The organism is Myxococcus sp. NMCA1, assembly GCF_026810205.1.
GTDB lineage: Bacteria > Myxococcota > Myxococcia > Myxococcales > Myxococcaceae > Myxococcus > Myxococcus xanthus_A.
The window spans coordinates 6,932,862-6,952,336 of record NZ_CP113950.1 but is presented as its reverse complement, the minus strand read 5'-3'; the positions used below and the strand labels follow the sequence as shown (position 1 = coordinate 6,952,336).

Sequence of the window (19,475 nt, the reverse complement as noted above, 5' to 3'; positions counted from 1 at the left end):
ATGCGTGGCAGGGAAACGCCTCTGCTTCGCTTCATTTCCTTCTCCTTGTTTGACAGTCCTGTCATGAAGACGGGGGATGAGCGTCGCATCAGGGACACGCTGTTCGTCAATGGCGGTTCCTACGTAGATGCAATTACTCCCAGAACCATTGTTCCATCGCCGCTGTCCTTTGATGTGAAAGCTGTATCAGATGATTCATGGCGACATGGACGAGCCATGGACCGCGGCTGGCCATGCGGCGTGAGTTCCTCTCATTCGTTCAAGGTGCAACGCAAGAGCGTTGACGTCTATCGCAGATGTCCACTCGCGTTCGTCATGGTCCACATGGTGTTGCCCGTCAATCCCGAACCATGGGACCTGTCGCCGTATTGCGATTGAAGGGAGCGAAGCATGCAAGGACAGACAATGAGCCTACGGACTTGGCGAGGAGCGCTGCTCGGAGCGTTCTTGGCCGTCTCGTGTGGCGGTGAACCGGAAGCCGCCTTTGAAGACCCGAGTTCGCAGGGGGACCTCGAGCTCGGGCTTCACGGCAATGGGGGGCAAGGGCCTCTCCCGAACTGGTCGACACCCACCTTCGCGAACAACGCCCAGGTGGCCGAGGACGGGAATCAGTTCTTCGTCGCCTGGTCGGACTGGCGTCGTGCAGGCAAGCTCGTTGCCGCGCGCGTGTCGGTGAACGGCCGGCTGCTGGATCCCGACGCCATCGACCTCAACCCCAACCTCCGCCCGGACGCCTACTATCACGCTACCGCATTCGATGGACGGCAGTTCCTGGTCATCTGGACCGGGGAGAGATCAGTCTTCCTTGCCCGCGTCAACCGGGATGGCACGCTCGACGGAGATCCTATCACCCTCTTCACACCCACCGACCACAATGCCGTGGGCTCCCCCGGCATTGCCTGCCACAAACGCAAGTGCCTGGTGGCTTGGATTGCTTCTGGACTCACGGTGTCTCGTGAGGTTCGCGGAGTCACCCTCGACATGGGCAAACCGGGCCTGGATGTCCAGGAAGTGGTCATCTCCCGCTCCCAGAGCACTGAGTTCTCCTTTGGCATCTCCGTGGCATGGTCAGAAGATCGGTACCTGGTCGCATGGACGGATACGCGATACGGCAGCCATGACATTTTCGCCGCCAGGGTCCGCGCCAATGGTTCGGTGCTCGACCCAAATGGCTTCATCATCTCCGCTGCGCCGGGCAACCAGAACTACCAATCCGTGACAGCGACGAAGTATGGCTTCTTCGTTGCGTGGAGCGACTCACGCTCAGGCTCGGCAGACATCTACGGCACCCGCTTGAAGCGCGGGTCTGCGAACGTCCTGGACCCCTTGGGCATCCGCATCTCCACCGCGAGCGCGACGGAGTTCTCGCCCAGGGTTGCCTCCGAGGGTGACGAGGTGCTCGTCTCCTGGAGCGCCCTGACGGCGGACACCGCCCGTGTTCGCGCTGCACGGGTGAAACGTAATGGGGACGTCCGTGACCGCAACGGCTTCGCCATCTCCAAGGGCCCTGCGATCCGGCAACTCCTCTTCGGGAACGTCGCGTATGCGAGCGGACGCTACTTCATCGTCTACGGCCGCGCTCCCGTCATGGACGAACCGCCGTATCAGGTCATGGTGGGCACCCGCGTGAAGAACGACGATGTCGTGGACAACCCCGCCATCCGCATCTCGCACGCGCCCTCCGTCGAGCAGCTCGCGCCTTGACGGAGCCTCCGCGACGCGAATCGCCAGTGGGCCTCTCGCTGGTCCGGACCGGCGTGTGGCTCAGACGCGGTAGGATCGCACCACCTCGGCCACGCGCTCGGAGCGCATCTTCAGCGACATGGCGGCGTCGCTGGTGGTGGAGATGCGCTCCCTCAAGCAGGTGTGTAGGAGGCGAGCGCGGGGCTTGAGGCCGCGGCCAGGAAGGAGCGGATGAAGGAGAGGACACCGCGAGTGGACATTCGCAGAGTTGCTCAGGAGGACGTTCGACTTCGACGTGTACGCCTGCGTGAGGTGTGGAGGCAGGTTCAAGGGTCTTGGCGTACGTGAAGGGGGCTACACCAGGGCGCCCGGGGTGCGGGCAATTCAGAAGCACCTGGGCTTGCCCACGGCATGTGCGAGGTTGGCCTAGGCACGAGGGTCACCCCAGGCCGCGTGGTGTTGAGGCTCAAGAGGCGCCAAGAGGTCCAGGCCCCTGCTACGCACCTGAAGGGAGCGCGGTCTGGGCAGGCGTGTACCCCAGGGGCTCAAGCGGCCTGTCCACCGGACGGGAGCATCCAATCGGGCGGCCCCGTCGGCGGCCCTCCTCGGCCCCTCTGCACCCTCCCTCCCCCTCAACAGGCCCCCATCCCTCTTATGCGTCAGAAGAGCGCCGACTGGGTCAGACCTTGCTGCAAGGGGCTGGGAAAGGACTCCCTGGATGAGGCGACCCTGCTCCGACTGATTGAAGAAACCCGCGGCGTCGCCACGGGCCGCGGATAGACGAAGCACAGCGGACTCAGGCGCACTCGGACAGGGACAGGCACACGGAGGGGCCCAACTCCGGCTCAGGAGGTCAGGAGTGACGGAGGGCTCTGGCGCGTTGAGAGATGAGCCCCCGCGCGAAGGCGCTGCCGTTGCCCGGCCAGGCTCCCTGTGTCCCCATTCTCATGCACGATCCCCGATCCGCTCTCGTGAACTCCTCTCCAGACGCCATCCCCATTGCCGAGGGCCCGGCGGGACTCTCGCCTCCCCGCCCGCTGGCTCATGCCTCGGTCCTCTTCGCGGAGCCCCTGCCCGGCCTCGCGGAGGCTCCAGGCGCGTGGCTCTCGAGACTGGGCCTGGCAGAGCTGGGCTTCACCGTGGAGGTCGGCCAGGAAGTCCGGCTCACGAACGGCCGGCACACCGTGCGTGTCTTCAGGGGAAACGGCCCCCTGCCCCGTGAGGGCCTGGACCTGCGGCAGTTTCCGAACCTTCCACGGGAGGGCTGCTACCTGACGCTCGCTTCCGGCATCTCCCCGCGTCAGGGCGAGGAGCAGTCGATGCGAGGCGGCGCCAGGCCGGACCCGTGGGCAGAGGACGGTGTGATGCGCGTCTTCTCGCTGTTGGTCTCACGCCTAGCCCTCAACGGCACGGCGGTGGTTTTGCACCAGGCAGGCTCGCTCGTGAAGGACGCCAGGATCTTCGCTCGGCTGCTCCGGGAGCTGGCCCACCCCGACTACCGTCCGTTCCGCGCCTGGGTCGATCTCTCCCGCCGCCAGGGCAGCCGCTACCTTCAGCTGCGCGGCCTGGAGAGCTTCGGGCTGCCGGATCTCCAGCTCGCACCGGAGGAGTGGGACACGTGGGAGACGTCGCGTGGCCGGGAGGCCCTGTACTTCGCCGCCTATCGCATGGTTCGTGAGAACCGCCCGCTCTCCGCGGATGAGGTCCTGGAGGTGCCGCTGGGCGTGCAGCCCGGCTCCTGGCCCGAGCCATTCGGCGGAGACACCATGAGCTACCGGGTCCGCGCCGGCGAGCCTTCCAGCCTGATGCTCGAGCGCCTCTCGGATGCCGCGGAGCCCTTCACCCGCTGGGCGCGGGCGTCGGCACCGGGCAAGCCGTTCTCCTCGAGCGTGGGCGTCAATACGTACCAGGCCCTCTTCCGCCATGCCCTGGAAGGCGCCTTGCCGGGCGACACCATCGCCCAGATTGCACCTCCGGCCTCGCAGGCGCTCCCCCCGCATGAGGTACTCGTGCGCACGCGCCTGGGCCAGAGCGGCTTCACGGTCGTCACCAATGGCTTCGGCCGGGTGCCGCAGGCGAGCGGAAAGCGGGATTCAAGTGCCACCCATGAGGAACTGGCGGCGTGGATGGACTCGCACAGCCCGGAGCGCGCCCTGGCCCTGTCGGCGCTGGGGACGCTGAAGCAATCGAACGAGGGCAGCCAGCCGGCCTGGGCGCCGGGCGACATCGCCGTCGTCTCCGACCCGCTCCTGGGGCTGCGCCACTTCGTCATCGCACAGGGGCCCGCCGTGCCCTTGCCTCCAGGCTCGCCCGTGAACCTGCTTTGGGTCATCCCCCTGCTCGCGGCCGAGTTCGAGATGGTGCGGCGGGCCGGCCCCCTGCACTGGGCCAACCAGCTGCTGAAGGACCCGTCCCGCAGGACGGAGCTGGTGCAGCGCTGGAGCCTGGGCGCGAACTGACGCTCCCAGGCCCGCCCGCGCGGTACTGTGTAACCGTCCGGGCAATGACGTGACGTGAGCGGTTGCCGACGGACGAGGACCGTGGTCGACGCACGCCGCGAGGATTCAGAGGCTGGGCTGGAGGGGTGAGTCGGGCGGGTCGGCGACGCTTCGCCGTTTCCACTCGTGGGGCAGCAGCTCGCCGATGCGTGAGTTGGGATGTGTCTGCACGCGCAGCAGGACGTCGGCGACGAATCTCCCGTGCGGGTGCCTCCTCCGCCTTCCGGGAGGCTCTCTCCCGGCGCTTCTGCCGCCGCTGGCGTCGTCGCCACCTCCACCGGCAGCAGGCGAACCGCTTTGCCATTCTCGCCTTGCTGTCGTCGACGCCGGTACACCCACGACTGCAACGTGCTCAACCGCACGCCTCGATGCTGGGAAAACTCCTTCTGCGTCAGTCCGCTCGCCTCGAAGGCTTCAGCGACCCGGAACCACTCCTGCTTCTCCACCGGCTTTGACATTCCCGCCAGGGTCCTCGGCGCCGACTCCTCACTCAATGCCTCTCAGCACGTTCTTGGCCGGACGGATACGGTACTGTGGACGGATTGCTTTTCCGGAGCGCGGTGCCCAATGCTTCCGGCGGCTTCTGGCAACGAATGGGCCGGGACCGCTCAAAGGAGGAGAACTGCAATGGCAAACATTACCGTTTTTACCAACGAAGACTTCGGTGGTGCACAGGTCGATCTGCCGCCTGGCAACTACACCCGGGCCCAGCTGGAGGCGCTGGGCATCGAGAACAACACCATCAGCTCGGTGAAGGTGCCGCCTGGCGTGAAGGCTGTCCTCTTCAAGAACGATGGTTTCACCGGCGACCAGATCGAAGTGGTGGCCAATGCCGAGGAGCTGGGCCCGCTGAACAACAACGTCTCCAGCATCAGGGTCATATCCGTGCCCGTGCAGCCCAGGGCCAGGTTCTTCTACAAAGAGCAGTTCGATGGCAAGGAGGTGGACCTGCCTCCTGGCCAGTACACCCAGGCCGAGCTGGAGCGGTACGGCATCGACAACAACACCATCAGCTCGGTGAAGCCGCAGGGCCTGGCGGTCGTCCTATTCAAGAACGACAACTTCTCCGGCGACACGCTGCCCGTGAATTCCGACGCCCCGACCCTGGGCGCGATGAACAACAACACCTCCAGCATCAGAATCTCCTGACGCTGGCACGCCGGCATTCCAGGTGACGGTCCCTGCCGCGGGGGCCGCCCCCCTTTCGAGCCCCAGAGACTCTCGAATCACTTGCATCCACGATGGCAGGGGGCGGCCCCACCCCCACTCGGTGACTCCACTCACGCTCACGGCCGAGCTGGTGCCCTGATCGTCTGAACGCGCTCGCCCCTCCAGTCGAAGACGGCGAGCGCACGCGCCACGTCCGCGTACCAGGGCAGCCCTGGTATGTCCTCGGGCACCAGCGCGCCGATGATCGAGCACTGAGAATGGAGAGAGACCTGCCAGGAAAAGCAGCGGTGCCCTCCACGCGGCGTTGCGAAGGCGAGATGGAAATTCCACGGACGCCATTCACTCAGGCAGGCGTGCGGTAGCAACTCAGAAGAGGGGAAGGATGCTCCGCTCCTGGCCGGACTCCCGGCGGGCCGTGCAGGCGGCAACGCATCGTGCCCGTGATGCTCTTTCCAGTCATGGCGACCACCTTCAGCGGAGGAGGAGCCATGTACTTCCAGGCCATCAAGACCGAGGGCCTTGCCCAAATCACCTACATCCTGGGCAGTGACGGCGAGGCGCTCGTCGTCGACCCCCGGCGTGATGTCGACGTCTACCTGGACGTGTTGCGGCGGCAGGAGCTGCGGCTGCGCTACGTGCTCCAGACGCACCGCCAGGAAGACTTCGTTGAGGGCACTTCCGCGCTTGCCCGCCTTGCAGGCGCGCAGGTGGTGGCTGGCCGGCACCCCATCACCGGCCATGCCGACGTGCGGATGGGCGAGCGAGAGCGGCTACACCTGGGGGCCTTGACGCTGGTGGCGCTTCATACGCCGGGCCACACTCCAGAGAGCATGAGCTGGGCCGTCTACCTGGATCCCCACCATGCCCAGGCTTGGGGCGTCTTCACGGGCGACGCACTCTTTGCTGGAGAGACAGGGCGCACGGACCTGGCTGCGCCAGAGCGGGTCTACGAGAATGCCGCGCTCCTCTTTGATTCGCTCCATCAGAAGGTCCTACCCCTGGGCGACCAGACACTGGTCTTCCCGGCCCACGGAGCAGGCTCGGTGTGTGGCAGCGGCATCGCGGACAGGGAGTTGACGACACTGGGCTTCGAGCGCCTGCACAACCCCGTGTTCACCTCCAGCCGGAGCGACTTCATCCAGCGCAAGGTGCAGGAGCGGCTTCACCGGCCTTCGTATTTCTCGCGCATGGAGGAGGTGAACATACGCGGTGGCGTGCCACTCTCCGCGGGTTCATCCGCCATCCCCTTCCTGGAGCCGAAACGCTTTCAGTGGGCAAGTCACAGTGGCCTTGTCCTGGACGTGCGTGAGCCCGAGTCCTTCGCTGGGGGGCACATCCCGGGCTCGCTGAATGTCTGGATGCAGGGGTTGTCCGTGTTCAGTGGACAGATGGTACAGCCGGGCACGCCGCTGTTCCTCGTCCTGCCTGCGCACGCGGACTCGAAGGAGGCCGTGCTGGCCCTGGCCCGCATCGGCCTCGACCAGGTGGAGGGCATTCTCACGGGGGGATTCGGGGCATGGCGCAACGCGGGGTTGCCTATCAAGAGCAGCGGCACGCTGACGCCCGAGGCGCTCTTTTCCCAGTGGGAGGGCTTCCAGGTGCTCGACGTGCGCGAGCGCTCGGAGTTCGAGCGTGGCCACATCCTGAGCGCACGACATGCGTATGTGACAGAGCTGGAGGAGTGCCTCTCCGAGCTGGGACTGCGCGAGGACCATCCGGTCGCGGTGGTGTGCAGCACGGGCCACCGCTCTGGACTTGCCACGAGCATCCTGCTCCGCAACGGCTTCCAGCAGGTCTCGAACGTGCTGGGCGGCATGTCGGCATGGCGGCGGCTGGAACTTCCGGTGCGGACAGGCCCGCCGTCGGAGGCCGAGTTCGAACAAGCAACGCGCTCCATGGGGACAGAGGAGCAGGACGCTTCTCCACCGTCGCCTTCGTGAGCCGTCAACGATGTTGTCGTCGGATGGGGGCATCTCCACTTCGGGCGCGGGAAGGAGGCGGTCATGGAGTCAACTCCGCATCTCAGGCACGGGACTCCCGGAACTCTTCGAGGAGGCCGGGTATGCGCTCGCGGCGGCGGACACCGAGGCCCTGCTTGTCGACTGGCTCAATGAGCTCATCGCCCGCTCGGACCTGACGAAGCGCGTCTACACGGACCTCGTGGTGGACGCGCTCCAAGAGCGGTCGCTGCGCGCCCACATTCGCGGCGTCTCGCCTCCCGTGCTCAAGACCGCTGTGAAGGCCGCCACATTCCATGGCCTGGAGTTGCACGAGCACGACGACGGCTTCACGGCCACGGTCGTCCTCGATGTCTGAGCCCCCCCCTGTCATGAGGCAAGCATGGAGACACTTCCCGAGGTCCCGCAGCAGCTCGAGCCGCTCATCCGGCAGATAGGGCCCGCCCTGTATGAACTGGGCCAGGGCTTCCGAGAGGACATGCGGGTACCGGCCCGCATCGTCGCGGACTCGGAGTTGCTCCATCAGATGGTCCAGGACCGGAGCGTGCCTCAGCTCGTCAATGTCACCACACTGCCGGGCATCCAGGGCTTCGCCATCGGAATGCCGGACATGCACGAGGGCTACGGCTTCCCCGTGGGCGGCGTGGCGGGTACAGCGTTGCCGGATGGCGTCATCTCGCCGGGCGGCATCGGGTTCGATATCAACTGCGGCGTGAGATTGCTGGCGACCGGGCTTCGGCACGAGGACGTGAAGGAGGTCCTGCCGGAGGTGGCTCACGACCTCGCTCGGAGCATTCCCACAGGCTTCGGCCGGCATGGCCGCCTGTCGTTGGCTCCCGAGCAGATGGACCGAGTCCTCACGGAGGGCGTCCCCTATCTGGTGGACGTGCTAGGACTGGGAACACCGGAGGACGTCGACTACCTGGAGGCCAGAGGCTGCCTCGATGGCGCCGACACAGCCAAGGTCTCTGTCCGGGCCCAGGAGCGGGGGCATGACCAGCTTGGCACGCTCGGTGGCGGCAACCACTTCCTGGAAGTGCAGCGGGTGGAGCGCGTCCTCGACTCGGAGGCGGCCCCGGCGCTCGGGCTGTTCGAGGGCCAGCTCACCGTGCTCATCCATACGGGCTCGCGCGGACTGGGGCACCAGGTCTGCACGGATGCGGTGCGCACCATGGACCGCGCCCTGGCGCGCGAGGGCATCCGGCTCGTGGACCGTCAACTCGCCTGTGCGCCGCTGTCGTCGGCGGAGGGGCAGGACTACTTCGCGGCCATGTGCGCCGCGGCCAACTTCGCCTGGGCCAACCGGCAGGTGCTCACCCACCGGGTGCGCGAGGTGTTCCGCCGGTGGTTCGGAGACCGTTCCGCTGCGTGGCCTCGCATCGTCTATGACGTGGCCCACAACATCGCGAAGTTGGAGCCGCATGGAGGCCAGCGCCTCTGTGTACACCGCAAGGGCGCGACGCGGGCCTTCGGTCCAGGGCACCCCGAGCTGCCCGCGGCCTACCATCAGGTCGGCCAGCCCGTGTTCATCCCCGGAAGCATGGGCACGGCGTCGTTCGTGCTGGTGGGGAAGGAGGCTGCCGAGGCCATCTCACTCAGCAGCGCCTGCCATGGGGCGGGACGGCGGCTGAGCCGGGCCGCTTCCAAACGCCAGGTGGTGGGAAGTGAGCTGCGCGCGGCGCTGAATCGTCAGGGCATCGCCGTGGAGTGTCCCTCCAATGCGGAGCTCGCGGAGGAAGCGCCCCTGGCCTACAAGGACGTGGATCGGGTGGTGGACGTGGTCGAGGCGGCTGGCATCGCGCGGAAGGTGGCACGGCTGGTGCCGCTCGCGGTGTTGAAAGGCTGAGCGCCGGGTTGCATTGGACCGGAGGCGTGCGCTCACCGCGTCCAAGTTCACCATCCGGCAGCAAGGCGTGCGCCGGCTGCCCATCGTGGATGAACGGGGGCGAATGGTAGGGCTCGTCTCCTTGGACGACCTGTGGGTCCTCCTCGCCGCCGAGCTCGACCAGACTGCCGCCGCCGTGCGGGGGAACCAGGGGCCCTGAGGCCGCTCGTCGCTTGTCTGGGAGGCTCACGTCCACTGAAGGACGAGCGCACCGTTGCCGTCTGATGCCAGCCGCGTGCGGGTCCCAAGGTCCCGCCCCTGCCGGTCCAGGACGCCGCCCAGCCACTCAGCGTCCTGTCGTGAGGCATGATGGGGACGGAGTTGGCGCAGCTGCATCGGGAGCATGCGGAGGCCCGTCAGCTGACCGGTGGCCGGGGCGATGGACGCCAGGTACAGCAGCGTCAGGTCTGGACGGAAGGCCGTGTGGCCAGAGATTCCCTCATAGTCGTTCAGGAAGTCTCCGCAGCCGTAGAGGATGAGGTGGCCCCGGTGGACCTCGATGCCGCGGGGGTGGTGCGACGAGTGGCCATGGATGATGTCGACGCCGGCCTCATCGATGAGCGCTCGCGCGAAGGCCCGCTGCGCGTCCGGCACTGCATAGCCCCAGTTGCCGCCCCAGTGAATGGAGGCAACGACGATGTCGCCCGGGCGTTTGACGGCCGCGACGCGCTCGCCCAGTTGCCGCACTGCGGTGGGTGACAGCGCTGGCAGCAGATCCACGCCGGGCCGGTCTTCCGTCGCGGCCCAGACGGGTGGGATTCCGCTGCTGCTATCACCGAACGAAAACACGGCGACCCGGCCCCCGGTCACATCCAGGATGGCCGGCCGCCGTGCTCGCTCCTGGTCCTCCCCGAGCCCCGCGGTGGCGATGCCCAGGCGCCGGAGGGTAGCCAGCGTTTCGAGGAGCCCTGGATAGCCCCAGTCCAGCACGTGGTTGTTCGCCAGCGCGCAGCAATCGATCCGGGCTGCTGTAAGGCAAGCCGCGTTCTCCGGGTGCATGCGATAATGGATGCCCTTGTCTGGCCACCACGCCTCGCTTGTGGTGACGCTCGTCTCCAGGTTGATGATTCGAACATCCGGAGCGGCTCGCTCCATCTCGTCGAGCGCGTCACCCCAGAGCTCACCGAAGCCGACGGGCGTCCGGATGGGGCCATTGCGTTCCTCTGCCAGCCGGACGTAGTCCCGCGCATCCTTCAGGTAGTCCTCGTGGAGGCCCGGCGGAGCAGGGTGGGGCAGGACCTGGTCGATGCCCCGGCCCGTCATCACATCTCCGCATAGCAGGAGGGTGAGCACCTTCCCCCGAAGGCGTCGAGCCATTGGCGCTCCGCTCCCTGTCCGGCGTATCCGGAATCATCGTGAGTCGGACCTCCGCCACAGGTGCGGCGCGGAGCAAGCCCGGGAGAGCGTCAGAGCGTCAGCCACTTCTTGGTGGTCACGGTATGAACGGTGGAGATGCGCTTCTCCACCTCCTTCGTCTCCTGGCAGCGTGGGCACTTGGGCGTTCGCTCATCGTGCTCCTTGACGCTCATGATTTCGGTGAAGGGCTCCTTACACTTGCGGCAGTAGAACTCGTAGACGGGCATCACTCGCTCCTGCTCGGGCCTGGTGGCCTCCTGTGAAGGGTGGGGATGGAGCGTGATGCACGGCAGGGCTCAAGCTGCCATCCCTGCGCCGGAACGGCGGCTCTTTCGGAGGGCCGGGATGAACTGCGCCCGGTGGGCTCCTGTGAGACAGGGATATCGCGGCCCGGGTGGTGGTTGCTCGCTGATGCTTCGGGGCGCCCGGTCAGGAGTGGGCCGTGTCGCCGGGCGGCGCGTGACGGTCGTGACCGAGGGTGAGCCGGGCCTGTGTCAGTAGCGTCGCGACCGCTTCATCTGGAACCTGCTGGAAGTCGGCGTACCACTGGCCAATGGCATACAGCGACGGCGTTGAAAGCACGCACACCACGTCATCCGCCAGGGGGGCGAGCTCTGCGAGCGTCTGGGATGCCGCGACGGGGACCGCGAGGATGATGCTGCCGGGCCGGTGCATGCGGAGCGCCTGGATGGCCGCTCGGACGGTACCTCCCGTCGCGATGCCGTCGTCCACCAGGATGATGCGCTGGCCTTCGATTCGAGGCGCCCCGATGCCCTGGCGGAAGCGCGCCACCCGGACCTTCACTTCATCCTTCTTCTGACGGACGAGGCCTTGCAGGTCCGCCTCGGTGACGCCCACCTCGGCCATCAGCCTCCGGTTGACGAACGCGACACCGCCTTCCGCGACCGCGCCGAGGCCCAGTTCCTCGTAGCCCGGCACACCGACCTTGCGGACCACCCAGACGTCCAGCGGTGCGCCCAGTGCTGTTGCCACCTCAAAGGCCACAGGTACACCCCCGCGGGGCAACGCCAGGACGAGCGTGCCTTCACCCGTGTAGCCACGCTCGCGCAGCAACTGGGCGAGCCGCCGGCCCGCATCGACACGATCCTCGAAGGACATGGCACCCCCTGCGATCAAGAGAAGCATGGCCGGGGCACCTGTCCACCGATGCCTGTCGATGTCCGAGGCCCTGGGGGCCGGGTGGTCCGGTGAGGGGCTTGGAGCTCTGGACCTCGTGGGAGGGCGCACGCTGCATTGCGTCCTGGGCGCGCGGAGCGACAGGCGCTCCTGGTGGACCGAATCCCAGCGTCGGGCTCTGCACGTGATGTCAGTTCAAGGTGGGAACGCCCGAGCGAGGCAGTCACCCGATCCCCGGGCTGGAGGCGGCCGTGAGCAGGGGCGTCTGGTCACCCTGTGCGCGTTGCGCCGTCGGCGGTGTGCCGCCACGTTGAAGGACACGCCCACCCAGCGGGGGAGGTCGATCGTGGAACAGGGGACCGTTCATCCAGCGCCGGAGACCCACGAAATTCACTCTTCCCGCGACGCGGGGACACGACGCGCTCCTACTGGCGACAACGGCGCGCTGCCGTGGGCCTTCAGCGACTCGAGGGGGCCACGGGGAAGACGAGGTCGTCGTGGTCTGTCCAGGCTCCCGGGGCGCAGCTGACCTGGGTGGGATGGGTGCCGAGGGTGCCGCGAATCGCCTGGAGCCCTCCCTCTGGCAGCGTGAAGGTGGTGGATAGCTCCTGCGCCCCTGTCACTTCGAGCGGGAGCCGGGCGACATGCGTCCATTGGGGGCTGCGCGCGTCGGGCGCGTGGAAGAGGTCCACCGCTTCCAGGAAGGGCACGAAGCCGAAGGCGGTCGCGGTGAGTTTCACCGGCTTGCCGGCGGTGAGAGGGCCGCCGTCCTGGCTGGAGACGCGCAGCCCCTCCAGCGTCGCGGTGATGAGGTAGGTGCCATCGATGCCATCCGCACAGCTCGCACCGAGCGTGTTGGGCGCATGGCGCTCTGGCCCCACGGTTCCCATGCCGCGCACGAGCACGCCGGTGTCGCACGCGAACGCGAGGGTGGCGCAGCGGGGCGCCTGGAGCGTCGAATCGAAGTCGGCGATGTCGGGGTTGCGCACCGTCACCGTCATGGGCGCGGCGCGCCATGCCTTGAGCGCGGTGTCGTAGGCGCGGACCTCCAGGGTGGCCGGGCCGTTGAGCTCTTCCCGGGTGTCCCAGTCGAGCTCGAAGGGGTGGGTGTCGTCACTGGCGCGCAGGAGGCCGTTGACCCAGAGGTCCACGCGCCGGACCGCCGCATCGTCCCAGGCGAGCACCCGCACACGTGAGGTGGCGCGCACGGTGCTCCAGGGGAAGGGCGTTACGGCGTGTGCCCAGGGGCGGTGGACGTCCCCCGTCGAGCGGCGGAAGCCCGCCTGGAGCAGCAGGTCGGGGGAGCCCGGCCCGGCGTTCTTCACGCGGCCCGAGATGGCGGCGCCCGCGAGCGCGTCCATCACCTGGGCCGGGGTGGCGGTGGGGTGGAGCTCCAGGTAGAGCGCGGCGGCGCCGGCGACGTGAGGGGTGGCCATGGAGGTACCGGAGAAGACCTCGCTTGCCGTGTCGTTGGCGATGCCGGCGGAGCGAATGTCCTCGCCCGGCGCGTACAGGTCGACGCAGGGGCCGTGATTCGAGAATGACGCGCGGGAGTCCTCCACGTTGGTGGCGCCCACGGTGAGGGCTTCCGCCGCGCGAGCAGGAGACTCGTCGCACGCGCTGACGCCGAAGTTGCCCGCGGCCACCACGGCGGTGACGCCGGCGGCCACGACGTTGCGGACCGCCTGGTCCAGCGCCTCCGAGACCTCCAGCCCGATGCTCAGGTTGGCGACCGCGGGGGACTGGTGATGGGCGGCGACCCAGTCGATGCCGGCGATGATGCCCGACAGGGGGCCTTCTCCGTCACAGTTCAGGATGCGCACGGGATGCAGCGTCACGGCCCGGGCCACGCCCCAGGTAGTGCCACCGAGGATGCCCGCGACGTGGGTGCCGTGCCCGTCGCAGTCCTCCGCGCCACCGTCGGGGTCCACCGCGTCGAAGCCCTCGCCCAGGCGTCCCTGGAACTCGGCATGCGTGGAGCGGATGCCCGTGTCGAGCACGTACGCGTGGACACCCGTGCCGCTCAGCGCCGGGCGATAGAGACCATCCAGGGGCAGGTCCTCCTGGTCCACGCGGTCCAGGCCCCACGCCACCGTCTCCGCCGTGGCGAGCGGGCGCACCCATGCATCCTGCTCGATGAAGGCTACGCGCTCGTCGGCGCGCAGCGCCTCCAAGCGCGCGTCGTCCAGCTCCGCCGAGAAGCCCTGGAGCGCATGCTCATAGGTGTGGAGCACCTTCGCGCCATGCGTCTTGGCGAGGTTCGACACGTGCTCCCGCGTCTTCTGGGGCCCCTGGGATGGGGAGCGGGCCTCCGGGCGGAGCACGACGATGTATCGGTTCGGAATGGGGCGCTGGCGCGGGGCCGCATGGGCGAGGGGAGCGGGCGGCTCGGTGCAACTGGTAGTGATGGTGAGCAGACACAGAAGCGGGACGAGATGGAGTTTCCACATGGGGCGTGGGCCTGAGGTGGGACGCCTCTCGCGGAGGCGTCATGCCTGTGCGAGGGCGGCGTCATGGTGCGCCCGCTTGGACGCCACGGGGGGCGGGATTGATCAATCCGGAGGGCCACTTTCCTCAGGTCTCTGAGCATTCCCGTGAGAAACACCGCCGTTCCCCCGTCGTTCGACGTGTCTTCTCGAGAGTGAGCGAGGCGCGCGGTCATCACTCTGTCTGTGCGGTTGATGCACTGGACGGGGCTGCAGGCCCAGGTCGGGGCCCCCGGCTGCAGGGCCTACGTTATGATGAGGGCACATCGAGAACACGAAGTTCGGGCCGTGTCGCGTGCGGTGACCGAACTCATGAATGTAAGCGTTCAGGGGAGATGGGCGGTTGAAGAAGGAGCAGGCCAGCAGCCGGCGGGAGGCTTGTCGCTCGCTGACGCGGCAAGGGACATGAGACACGGCATGTCGTGGCCGAGGTCGACCCCAAGGATGCGCGCATCGCGGAGCTTGAGCGTCAGGTCGAGGAGCTGACTCGACTGGTGCAGGAGCTGCGGGAGCAGTTGCGGCGGAATTCGGGCAACTCGAACCGGCCACCGTCGAGCGATACGCCGGGGCAGAAGGCCGAGCGGCGCAGGCAGAGCGGGAGTGAGAAGAAGCGCGGTGGTCAGCCGGGACACAAAGGCCTGACACGCGCGCTTGTTGCCGAGGAGAAGGTGAGCGAGTTCAAGCACCTCTTCCCGTCCGCGTGTGAGAATTGCTGGGCGCCCCTTTCGCCCGAAGGCGGCACGCGGGTGCGGCGCTACCAGTCCGTGGAATTGCCGCCGCTCAAGGCCCACGTCACGCAGTGGGTGCGCCATGGCGTGGAGTGCCCCAGGTGCAAGCATGAGACATGGGCAAGCACCGCTCCGATTCCGACGTCGCCCTTCGGCCCGCGGCTGTCCGCCGTCGTTGGCCTTTTGACGGGCGTCTACCACCTGAGTCGGCGCTCGGCGGTGAGGCTTCTGGGGGATGTGCTGGGCATCGACATTTCGCTGGGGGCGGTGAGCGCCGTCGAGGCGCGCGTCAGCGAGGCGGTGAAGCCCGCGGTGGACGAGGCCTGGTCCCGGGTGTTGTTGGCGCCGGTGAAGCACACGGACGGCACCCAGTGGCTTGAGGCCGGCCTGGCGCGCACGCTGTGGACCATCGCCTCGTCAATGGCCACCGTCTTCAAAATTCTGACGGACGGCAAGTCGCGGACGCTCGCGCCTCTTTTCGGCCTGAAGCTCGGCGTCCTCGTCAGCGACCGCGCCACCGCGTTGAACTTCTGGGCCATGGAAGCGCGGCAGGTGTGCTGGGCCCACCTCTTGAGGAAGGCCGTTTCCTTCTCGGAGCGCGACGGGCCAGCCGGAGCGATTGGGCGCGAGTTGCTCGACTACATCGGCATCCTCTTCGACTATTGGGGACGACTGCGCAGCGGCGAGTTGCAGCGGGACACGCTGCGCGAACGCATGGCCCCGGTGCGCACGCAGGTGGAAGCCCTGCTTGAGCGCGCGGTGGCCGCGAAGCTGCCGCACGTCTCCGGCTCCTGTGAGGACATCCTCGAGCACCGCGCGGCGCTGTGGACTTTCGTTGACAGGGACGGAGTCGAGCCCACCAACAACCACGCGGAGCGCGAGCTGCGGGCCTTCGTGCTGTGGCGCAAGCGAAGCTTCGGCACCCAGAGCACCCGAGGGAACCTCTTCGCCGAGAGGGTGATGACGGTGGCGCACACCGCCCGCAAGCAGGAAAAGAATGTGCTCGAATTCCTGACGGACTGCTGCACCGCCGCCAGGACGGGGATGCCCCCGCCCTCGCTCTTCGCCGCGCTCTGAGCGCTACGCGGCCTTCTTTCCCATCGGGAAGTACCGCGTCGCGTTTCGCTCACCGGCGCTGCGCACACGGCCCTCCTTCTTCAAGCGCATCATCGGCCGATGAAGTGCCCGAGCCTTCTCGCCCATGCGAGCGGCAAGGACAGCCATCGTCTCTCCAGGGCACGCCTGTACGGCTTCGAGCAACCGCTCCGCGAGGTCGGCGACCGCGCTCGATGGCCGCCGGACTCTCGTCCTTCGCCGCTGCGTCGCCACGTCTGGAGAGGCAGTCAGCGCTGAGAATGCGCGCTCCACCGCCGCCTTCACCAAGAGTTGCTGCGCCACCAGGTGCTCGCGGACCAGTCTTTCAATCTTCGCTTCCAGCGTCGCAGGGGTTTTCGTGCGCATCCGCTACGGGTTGCACACCGCGACGAGGGCCTCAACACCACCCCTGAACGGTTACTCATGAATGGGCGAGGCTGCCTGTGGTTTACGCCGGCGGTTGCGCTTCAATCAGAGGCGATGACTGATCTGCCCCCGCGATTGGGGGCACGAATGGTGACTCCTTCACCCAGGACTGCGCAGCCGGTGAAGTCGTCCAGAAGGTCACCGGAATCAACGGTTGGGCCAGTGGAGCGCCCAATCAGACCTGGTGCAGTGCGCAAAACCTGTCGACGATTGTGCTGTCGTGCCGGAATCTCCAGACGGGGAAGCTCACCGTGATGCCCAGGGTGGGCGGAAAGAACGCTGGCTGCACGGTGGGCAACCTGCCCGAGTACTCCTTCGGCTGTGGCGCAAACGGCTATCTCCGCGGGCTCGTGGTGGATAGCGCGAACACCTCCATGTACGTCGGCTACGTGCTCGACAGGAGTTGCCGCTAGGCGCTCGGCGACCTTCGTCGCCTCCGCCAGAGCCAGGCTCCCAGGCCAGCGCCCGCGCCTCCCATCCATCCCCAGAAGGAAGATGGGAGGCGGGGCGCTGGCTCTGGCGGGGCGGCTGGCGCGGGAGGGCCACTCTCGAATTCGAGGGAGAGGTGGTCGTACCAGCCATCCAGCTCCCCCGCGTTGGCGAGTTGGAGGAAGACGTCGGAGGCTCCCTCTGTTTCGATGCGTGCGCTTCTCGACACCCCGGGCAGTGGGACCGTCGTGATGTCCGCGTCGGAGTGGCTTTGGGGGCCGTCATGGCGCCACTGAAGAGGGCGGTGGCGCCTGGCGAGGACCACGGGGTGGAATGGCGTCAGCTCCTGCCCCGGTGGGGGCCGGGGGGCGCCGCTCCTGAAACGCAGGGACACGGCCGTGGTCCCCGGCGGGACACGGGTATGGAACTGGAGGAGGCCGGGCGCCAGTCCCTTCATCCGCAGGGAGCGCCCGCCAGGAGCCACGAAGGCTCCAGCGCTCCCTCCAAGGCTTTGCCCCGGCTCCAACTCGAGCACGCGCGGGCAGGCGGGAAGGAGGCCCCGGCGGGAGAACGTCTCCTGGGCGGAGCGGGCGAGCTCGGGGGCCTCCCGGGTGAGCCTGGTGACAAGTGCTTCCAGGAAGCGCTCCAGGGACAGCTCGGAGGCGGGCTGGAAGGTCTGGAGCGTGGTGAGCACGGCGCGGTCCAGGGCCCCACGCTGGGACGGGCTCGCGGGCTCGCGGAGGGCCCAGAGCGCGGAGGACAGGAGCAGGGCGTCGGTGTGGCGCTGTCCCACGAGTGCCTCGGGGCAGCGGGCCAGCGTGTGGATGTTGCGCGAGCGCCAGGGTTCGGCAGCCCGCACGGCGTATTCTCCGAGGAAGGGGTCTCCCGAGATTGCGGCGGCGAAGTAGTCCGCGAGTCCCTCATCGATGGCGCCAGGCGAGCCGTCGGCGCCGAATGTGTCGAGCCGCCAGGCGCTCCGTGGCAGGAAGGGCTCCAGGAGCGCATGGGTCACCTCATGCGCGATGGTGTCGCCGTCATAGGCGAGGTTCACCCCGGGGCCCCGTCCGAACCAGATGGTGTCGTGCGCGCGCGCATCCCCCTCGGCGGCGGGCACGAAGAGCGCATCGCCCCACGGGAGGAGGACCTTGCCGTCCCGTGAGGGCATCCGCACGTCCGCCACGAGCCGGAGCGGCGGCTTCTCGTCAGGCCAGGGGCGCTCCCACCCGAGGGAACGGAAGTAGTTCAAGGTCGCTGCCGCGTGGAAGAAGAGCGAGGCCTCCGCGAAGGCATCCGGAGAGGACCCGTCCACGTCCTGGCGGGGCGGTGTGGCGAAGAGGCCGCGCGCATCAGGCCGGGCGGTGGACTGGAGAGAGCAGACGCGCTCAGGAGGAAAGCGCGCGTCCTCCGGTGGAAGCGGATGGGCTTCGGGGACGACACAGGACAGTGCCTCGATCCATGGATGCGCCAGTCGTCTCCCCGAGGGGGGAAGCGGGAGCTCCTGCTCGCTGGGAACAGGGGTCCGGACGGGATTCTGGGCGAACACGAGCGCACGAGGTGTGGGCGCAGCCGGGGGCGTGGCCGCCAGCGCGCGCGTCGTCACCAGAACGATGCCGAGCGCACGGAGAGGAGCGGTCGTGAAGGCCATGTTGGATTGGCTCCCCTCGGTTTGGACGGTTCAGGCGCGGGAACTCGCGACACGGACCTCGCGGGGTGTATCGCACTGGAATGCTGAGGCACCAGGTGGGTCGTCGTCAGTCCGCGAGTACCGGCATGTGGAGCGGCAGCAGCGCATCCTCTGTGTGGGCCCGGTTGGCCGCCAGGGCGCTCTTCTGGAGCGTCATCCACAGGGGGGGGCGTGGCGCGACCATGCGATGAGAGCATCGACCAGCGGGACGCTCCCACCGAAGGGCGGGCCCAGGCCCTCTTGCTGAGGGCCCGGGCAGACCCGACTCACCGTCAGGCGAGTCGGACCGCGGTCACTTGCGCGTGCTCTTGAACGAGTCGAGCGAAGGGCAGTAGGTGGCGTACCCGTGCCCGGTGAGCGCGCCATTCTCGTAGGCGCCATTCACGTCGAAGGCCACGAAGTGCGACTCGGGAGGCACCTTCACCGAGTAGAGCCTGGACGCAAGGTGCCGTGAGAGGGCCGCCCCGGAAGGCTCACGCCGGCTTCCTGGGCTTCTTTCCGCCAGCGGTATTGAGCGCGGCGGCGGCGCGGATGAGGGCGTTGAACGCCTTCGCGTCAAACTCCTCACCCTCGTGAATGTCGTTGGCGCGCCTGACATTGCCTTCAAGGCTCGAGTTGAAGAGCTTTGAAGGATCTTCCAGGGAAGCGCCCTTGAAGAAGGTCACCTTCACGGCCGACTTGTATGCCTCACCCATGCAGAGGACTCCTCCGTGGGACCAGACCGGGGTGCCCCGCCACTTCCATTCCTCCACGACATCCGGGACAGCCTCCTTGATGAGGGCACGCACCCTGGCGAGCGCCTCGCCTCGCCAGTCACCCAGCTCGGCGATCCTGTCGCTGATGAGCGTCGAGGCCGACTCGCCATCTGTCTTGGGTTGACTCGTCCCGATAGCACTCCGATGGGACGTAGGAATCAGGAGCACGCGCGGTCAACCGGAGC

At 67.7% G+C, this 19,475-nt stretch carries 18 protein-coding genes and 1 pseudogene; 10 read left to right on the top strand and 9 right to left on the bottom strand.

The features are described 5' to 3' along the window. From OZ403_RS28600 to OZ403_RS28590, 3 genes are all read left to right on the top strand, one after another. Positions 1–378 carry a hypothetical protein gene (locus OZ403_RS28600; RefSeq protein ID WP_268782259.1) on the top strand — a complete coding sequence of 126 codons (378 nt, stop codon included), beginning with the start codon at positions 1–3 and terminating at the stop codon, positions 376–378. Positions 379–447: 69 nt separating this feature from the next. Continuing rightward, positions 448–1,704, top strand: coding sequence for a hypothetical protein (locus OZ403_RS28595; RefSeq protein WP_140796623.1), 1,257 nt, complete (start codon positions 448–450; stop codon positions 1,702–1,704). 950 nt (positions 1,705–2,654) lie between these two features. Beyond that, positions 2,655–4,142: a hypothetical protein gene (locus OZ403_RS28590; protein WP_237079869.1), complete on the top strand. Its 1,488-nt coding sequence runs from the start codon at positions 2,655–2,657 to the stop codon at positions 4,140–4,142. 347 nt (positions 4,143–4,489) lie between these two features. On the opposite strand, the pseudogene tnpA reads toward OZ403_RS28590, so the two are convergent. Continuing rightward, positions 4,490–4,639: pseudogene (gene tnpA / locus OZ403_RS39825) on the bottom strand (IS66 family insertion sequence element accessory protein TnpA); the annotation flags it as partial. Positions 4,640–4,808: 169 nt separating this feature from the next. Between tnpA and OZ403_RS28585 the strand changes: the two are divergent. From OZ403_RS28585 to OZ403_RS28565, 5 genes are all read left to right on the top strand, one after another. After that, a complete protein-coding gene (locus OZ403_RS28585; protein WP_140794495.1) occupies positions 4,809–5,330 on the top strand; it encodes a beta/gamma crystallin-related protein in 522 nt (173 codons plus the stop codon). A gap of 479 nt (positions 5,331–5,809) precedes the next feature. Then, a complete protein-coding gene (locus OZ403_RS28580) occupies positions 5,810–7,291 on the top strand; it encodes an MBL fold metallo-hydrolase (RefSeq protein ID WP_268782258.1) in 1,482 nt (493 codons plus the stop codon). 10 nt (positions 7,292–7,301) lie between these two features. Next, complete coding sequence (locus OZ403_RS28575; protein WP_140794493.1) at positions 7,302–7,667, top strand: archease; 366 nt, start codon at positions 7,302–7,304, stop codon at positions 7,665–7,667. Between the two features lie 24 nt (positions 7,668–7,691). Further along, positions 7,692–9,155 carry an RtcB family protein gene (locus OZ403_RS28570; protein WP_140876721.1) on the top strand — a complete coding sequence of 488 codons (1,464 nt, stop codon included), beginning with the start codon at positions 7,692–7,694 and terminating at the stop codon, positions 9,153–9,155. 13 nt (positions 9,156–9,168) lie between these two features. Beyond that, on the top strand, positions 9,169–9,354 hold the full coding sequence (locus OZ403_RS28565; protein ID WP_268782257.1) for a CBS domain-containing protein: 186 nt from the start codon (positions 9,169–9,171) through the stop codon (positions 9,352–9,354). A 26-nt stretch (positions 9,355–9,380) separates the two neighbouring features. Here the strand turns inward: OZ403_RS28565 and OZ403_RS28560 are convergent, their stop codons facing one another. From OZ403_RS28560 to OZ403_RS28545, 4 genes are all read right to left on the bottom strand, one after another. Further along, positions 9,381–10,511 carry a CapA family protein gene (locus OZ403_RS28560; protein ID WP_268782256.1) on the bottom strand — a complete coding sequence of 377 codons (1,131 nt, stop codon included), beginning with the start codon at positions 10,509–10,511 and terminating at the stop codon, positions 9,381–9,383. An 89-nt stretch (positions 10,512–10,600) separates the two neighbouring features. Further along, on the bottom strand, positions 10,601–10,777 hold the full coding sequence (locus OZ403_RS28555; protein ID WP_011555386.1) for an FmdB family zinc ribbon protein: 177 nt from the start codon (positions 10,775–10,777) through the stop codon (positions 10,601–10,603). Between the two features lie 202 nt (positions 10,778–10,979). Next, complete coding sequence (locus tag OZ403_RS28550; RefSeq protein ID WP_140876719.1) at positions 10,980–11,669, bottom strand: phosphoribosyltransferase; 690 nt, start codon at positions 11,667–11,669, stop codon at positions 10,980–10,982. Between the two features lie 476 nt (positions 11,670–12,145). Continuing rightward, positions 12,146–14,137 (bottom strand): S8 family serine peptidase, encoded by a 1,992-nt coding sequence (locus tag OZ403_RS28545; protein WP_268782255.1) that lies wholly within the window; start codon positions 14,135–14,137, stop codon positions 12,146–12,148. A gap of 458 nt (positions 14,138–14,595) precedes the next feature. Here OZ403_RS28545 and tnpC point away from each other — a divergent pair, with 458 nt between their 5' ends. After that, entirely contained in the window at positions 14,596–15,978 is a 1,383-nt protein-coding gene (tnpC, locus tag OZ403_RS28540) for an IS66 family transposase (protein ID WP_268782254.1), read from the top strand. A gap of 3 nt (positions 15,979–15,981) precedes the next feature. On the opposite strand, the gene OZ403_RS28535 is transcribed toward tnpC, so the two are convergent. Next, positions 15,982–16,362, bottom strand: coding sequence for a winged helix-turn-helix domain-containing protein (locus OZ403_RS28535; protein WP_140876177.1), 381 nt, complete (start codon positions 16,360–16,362; stop codon positions 15,982–15,984). Positions 16,363–16,673: 311 nt separating this feature from the next. On the opposite strand from OZ403_RS28535, the gene OZ403_RS28530 reads away from it, so the two are divergent. Continuing rightward, entirely contained in the window at positions 16,674–16,835 is a 162-nt protein-coding gene (locus tag OZ403_RS28530) for a hypothetical protein (RefSeq protein WP_237077493.1), read from the top strand. Here the strand turns inward: OZ403_RS28530 and OZ403_RS28525 are convergent. From OZ403_RS28525 to OZ403_RS28515, 3 genes are all read right to left on the bottom strand, one after another. Further along, the gene (locus OZ403_RS28525) at positions 16,832–18,496 is read right to left on the bottom strand and encodes a hypothetical protein (RefSeq protein ID WP_268782253.1); all 1,665 of its coding nucleotides are present in this window, start codon (positions 18,494–18,496) and stop codon (positions 16,832–16,834) included. The two genes, OZ403_RS28530 and OZ403_RS28525, sit on opposite strands and share 4 nt — an antisense overlap. Positions 18,497–18,827: 331 nt before the next feature. Further along, positions 18,828–18,959 (bottom strand): hypothetical protein, encoded by a 132-nt coding sequence (locus tag OZ403_RS28520; protein ID WP_257792550.1) that lies wholly within the window; start codon positions 18,957–18,959, stop codon positions 18,828–18,830. Between the two features lie 49 nt (positions 18,960–19,008). Continuing rightward, on the bottom strand, positions 19,009–19,425 hold the full coding sequence (locus OZ403_RS28515; protein WP_268784910.1) for a DUF1801 domain-containing protein: 417 nt from the start codon (positions 19,423–19,425) through the stop codon (positions 19,009–19,011). Positions 19,426–19,475 lie beyond the last annotated feature (50 nt).

Bases quoted from the DNA above. Each gene is read 5' to 3' on its own strand.
- OZ403_RS28600 (WP_268782259.1), top strand. From the start codon at position 1: ATGCGTGGCAGGGAAACGCCTCTGCTTCGCTTCATTTCCTTCTCCTTG.
- OZ403_RS28570 (WP_140876721.1), top strand. From the start codon at position 7,692: ATGGAGACACTTCCCGAGGTCCCGCAGCAGCTCGAGCCGCTCATCCGG.
- OZ403_RS28525 (WP_268782253.1), bottom strand. From the start codon at position 18,496: ATGGCCTTCACGACCGCTCCTCTCCGTGCGCTCGGCATCGTTCTGGTG.
- OZ403_RS28580 (WP_268782258.1), top strand. From the start codon at position 5,810: ATGGCGACCACCTTCAGCGGAGGAGGAGCCATGTACTTCCAGGCCATC.
- OZ403_RS28535 (WP_140876177.1), bottom strand. From the start codon at position 16,362: ATGCGCACGAAAACCCCTGCGACGCTGGAAGCGAAGATTGAAAGACTG.
- OZ403_RS28560 (WP_268782256.1), bottom strand. From the start codon at position 10,511: ATGGCTCGACGCCTTCGGGGGAAGGTGCTCACCCTCCTGCTATGCGGA.
- OZ403_RS28545 (WP_268782255.1), bottom strand. From the start codon at position 14,137: ATGTGGAAACTCCATCTCGTCCCGCTTCTGTGTCTGCTCACCATCACT.
- OZ403_RS28550 (WP_140876719.1), bottom strand. From the start codon at position 11,669: ATGTCCTTCGAGGATCGTGTCGATGCGGGCCGGCGGCTCGCCCAGTTG.
- OZ403_RS28585 (WP_140794495.1), top strand. From the start codon at position 4,809: ATGGCAAACATTACCGTTTTTACCAACGAAGACTTCGGTGGTGCACAG.
- OZ403_RS28555 (WP_011555386.1), bottom strand. From the start codon at position 10,777: ATGCCCGTCTACGAGTTCTACTGCCGCAAGTGTAAGGAGCCCTTCACC.
- OZ403_RS28575 (WP_140794493.1), top strand. From the start codon at position 7,302: ATGTTGTCGTCGGATGGGGGCATCTCCACTTCGGGCGCGGGAAGGAGG.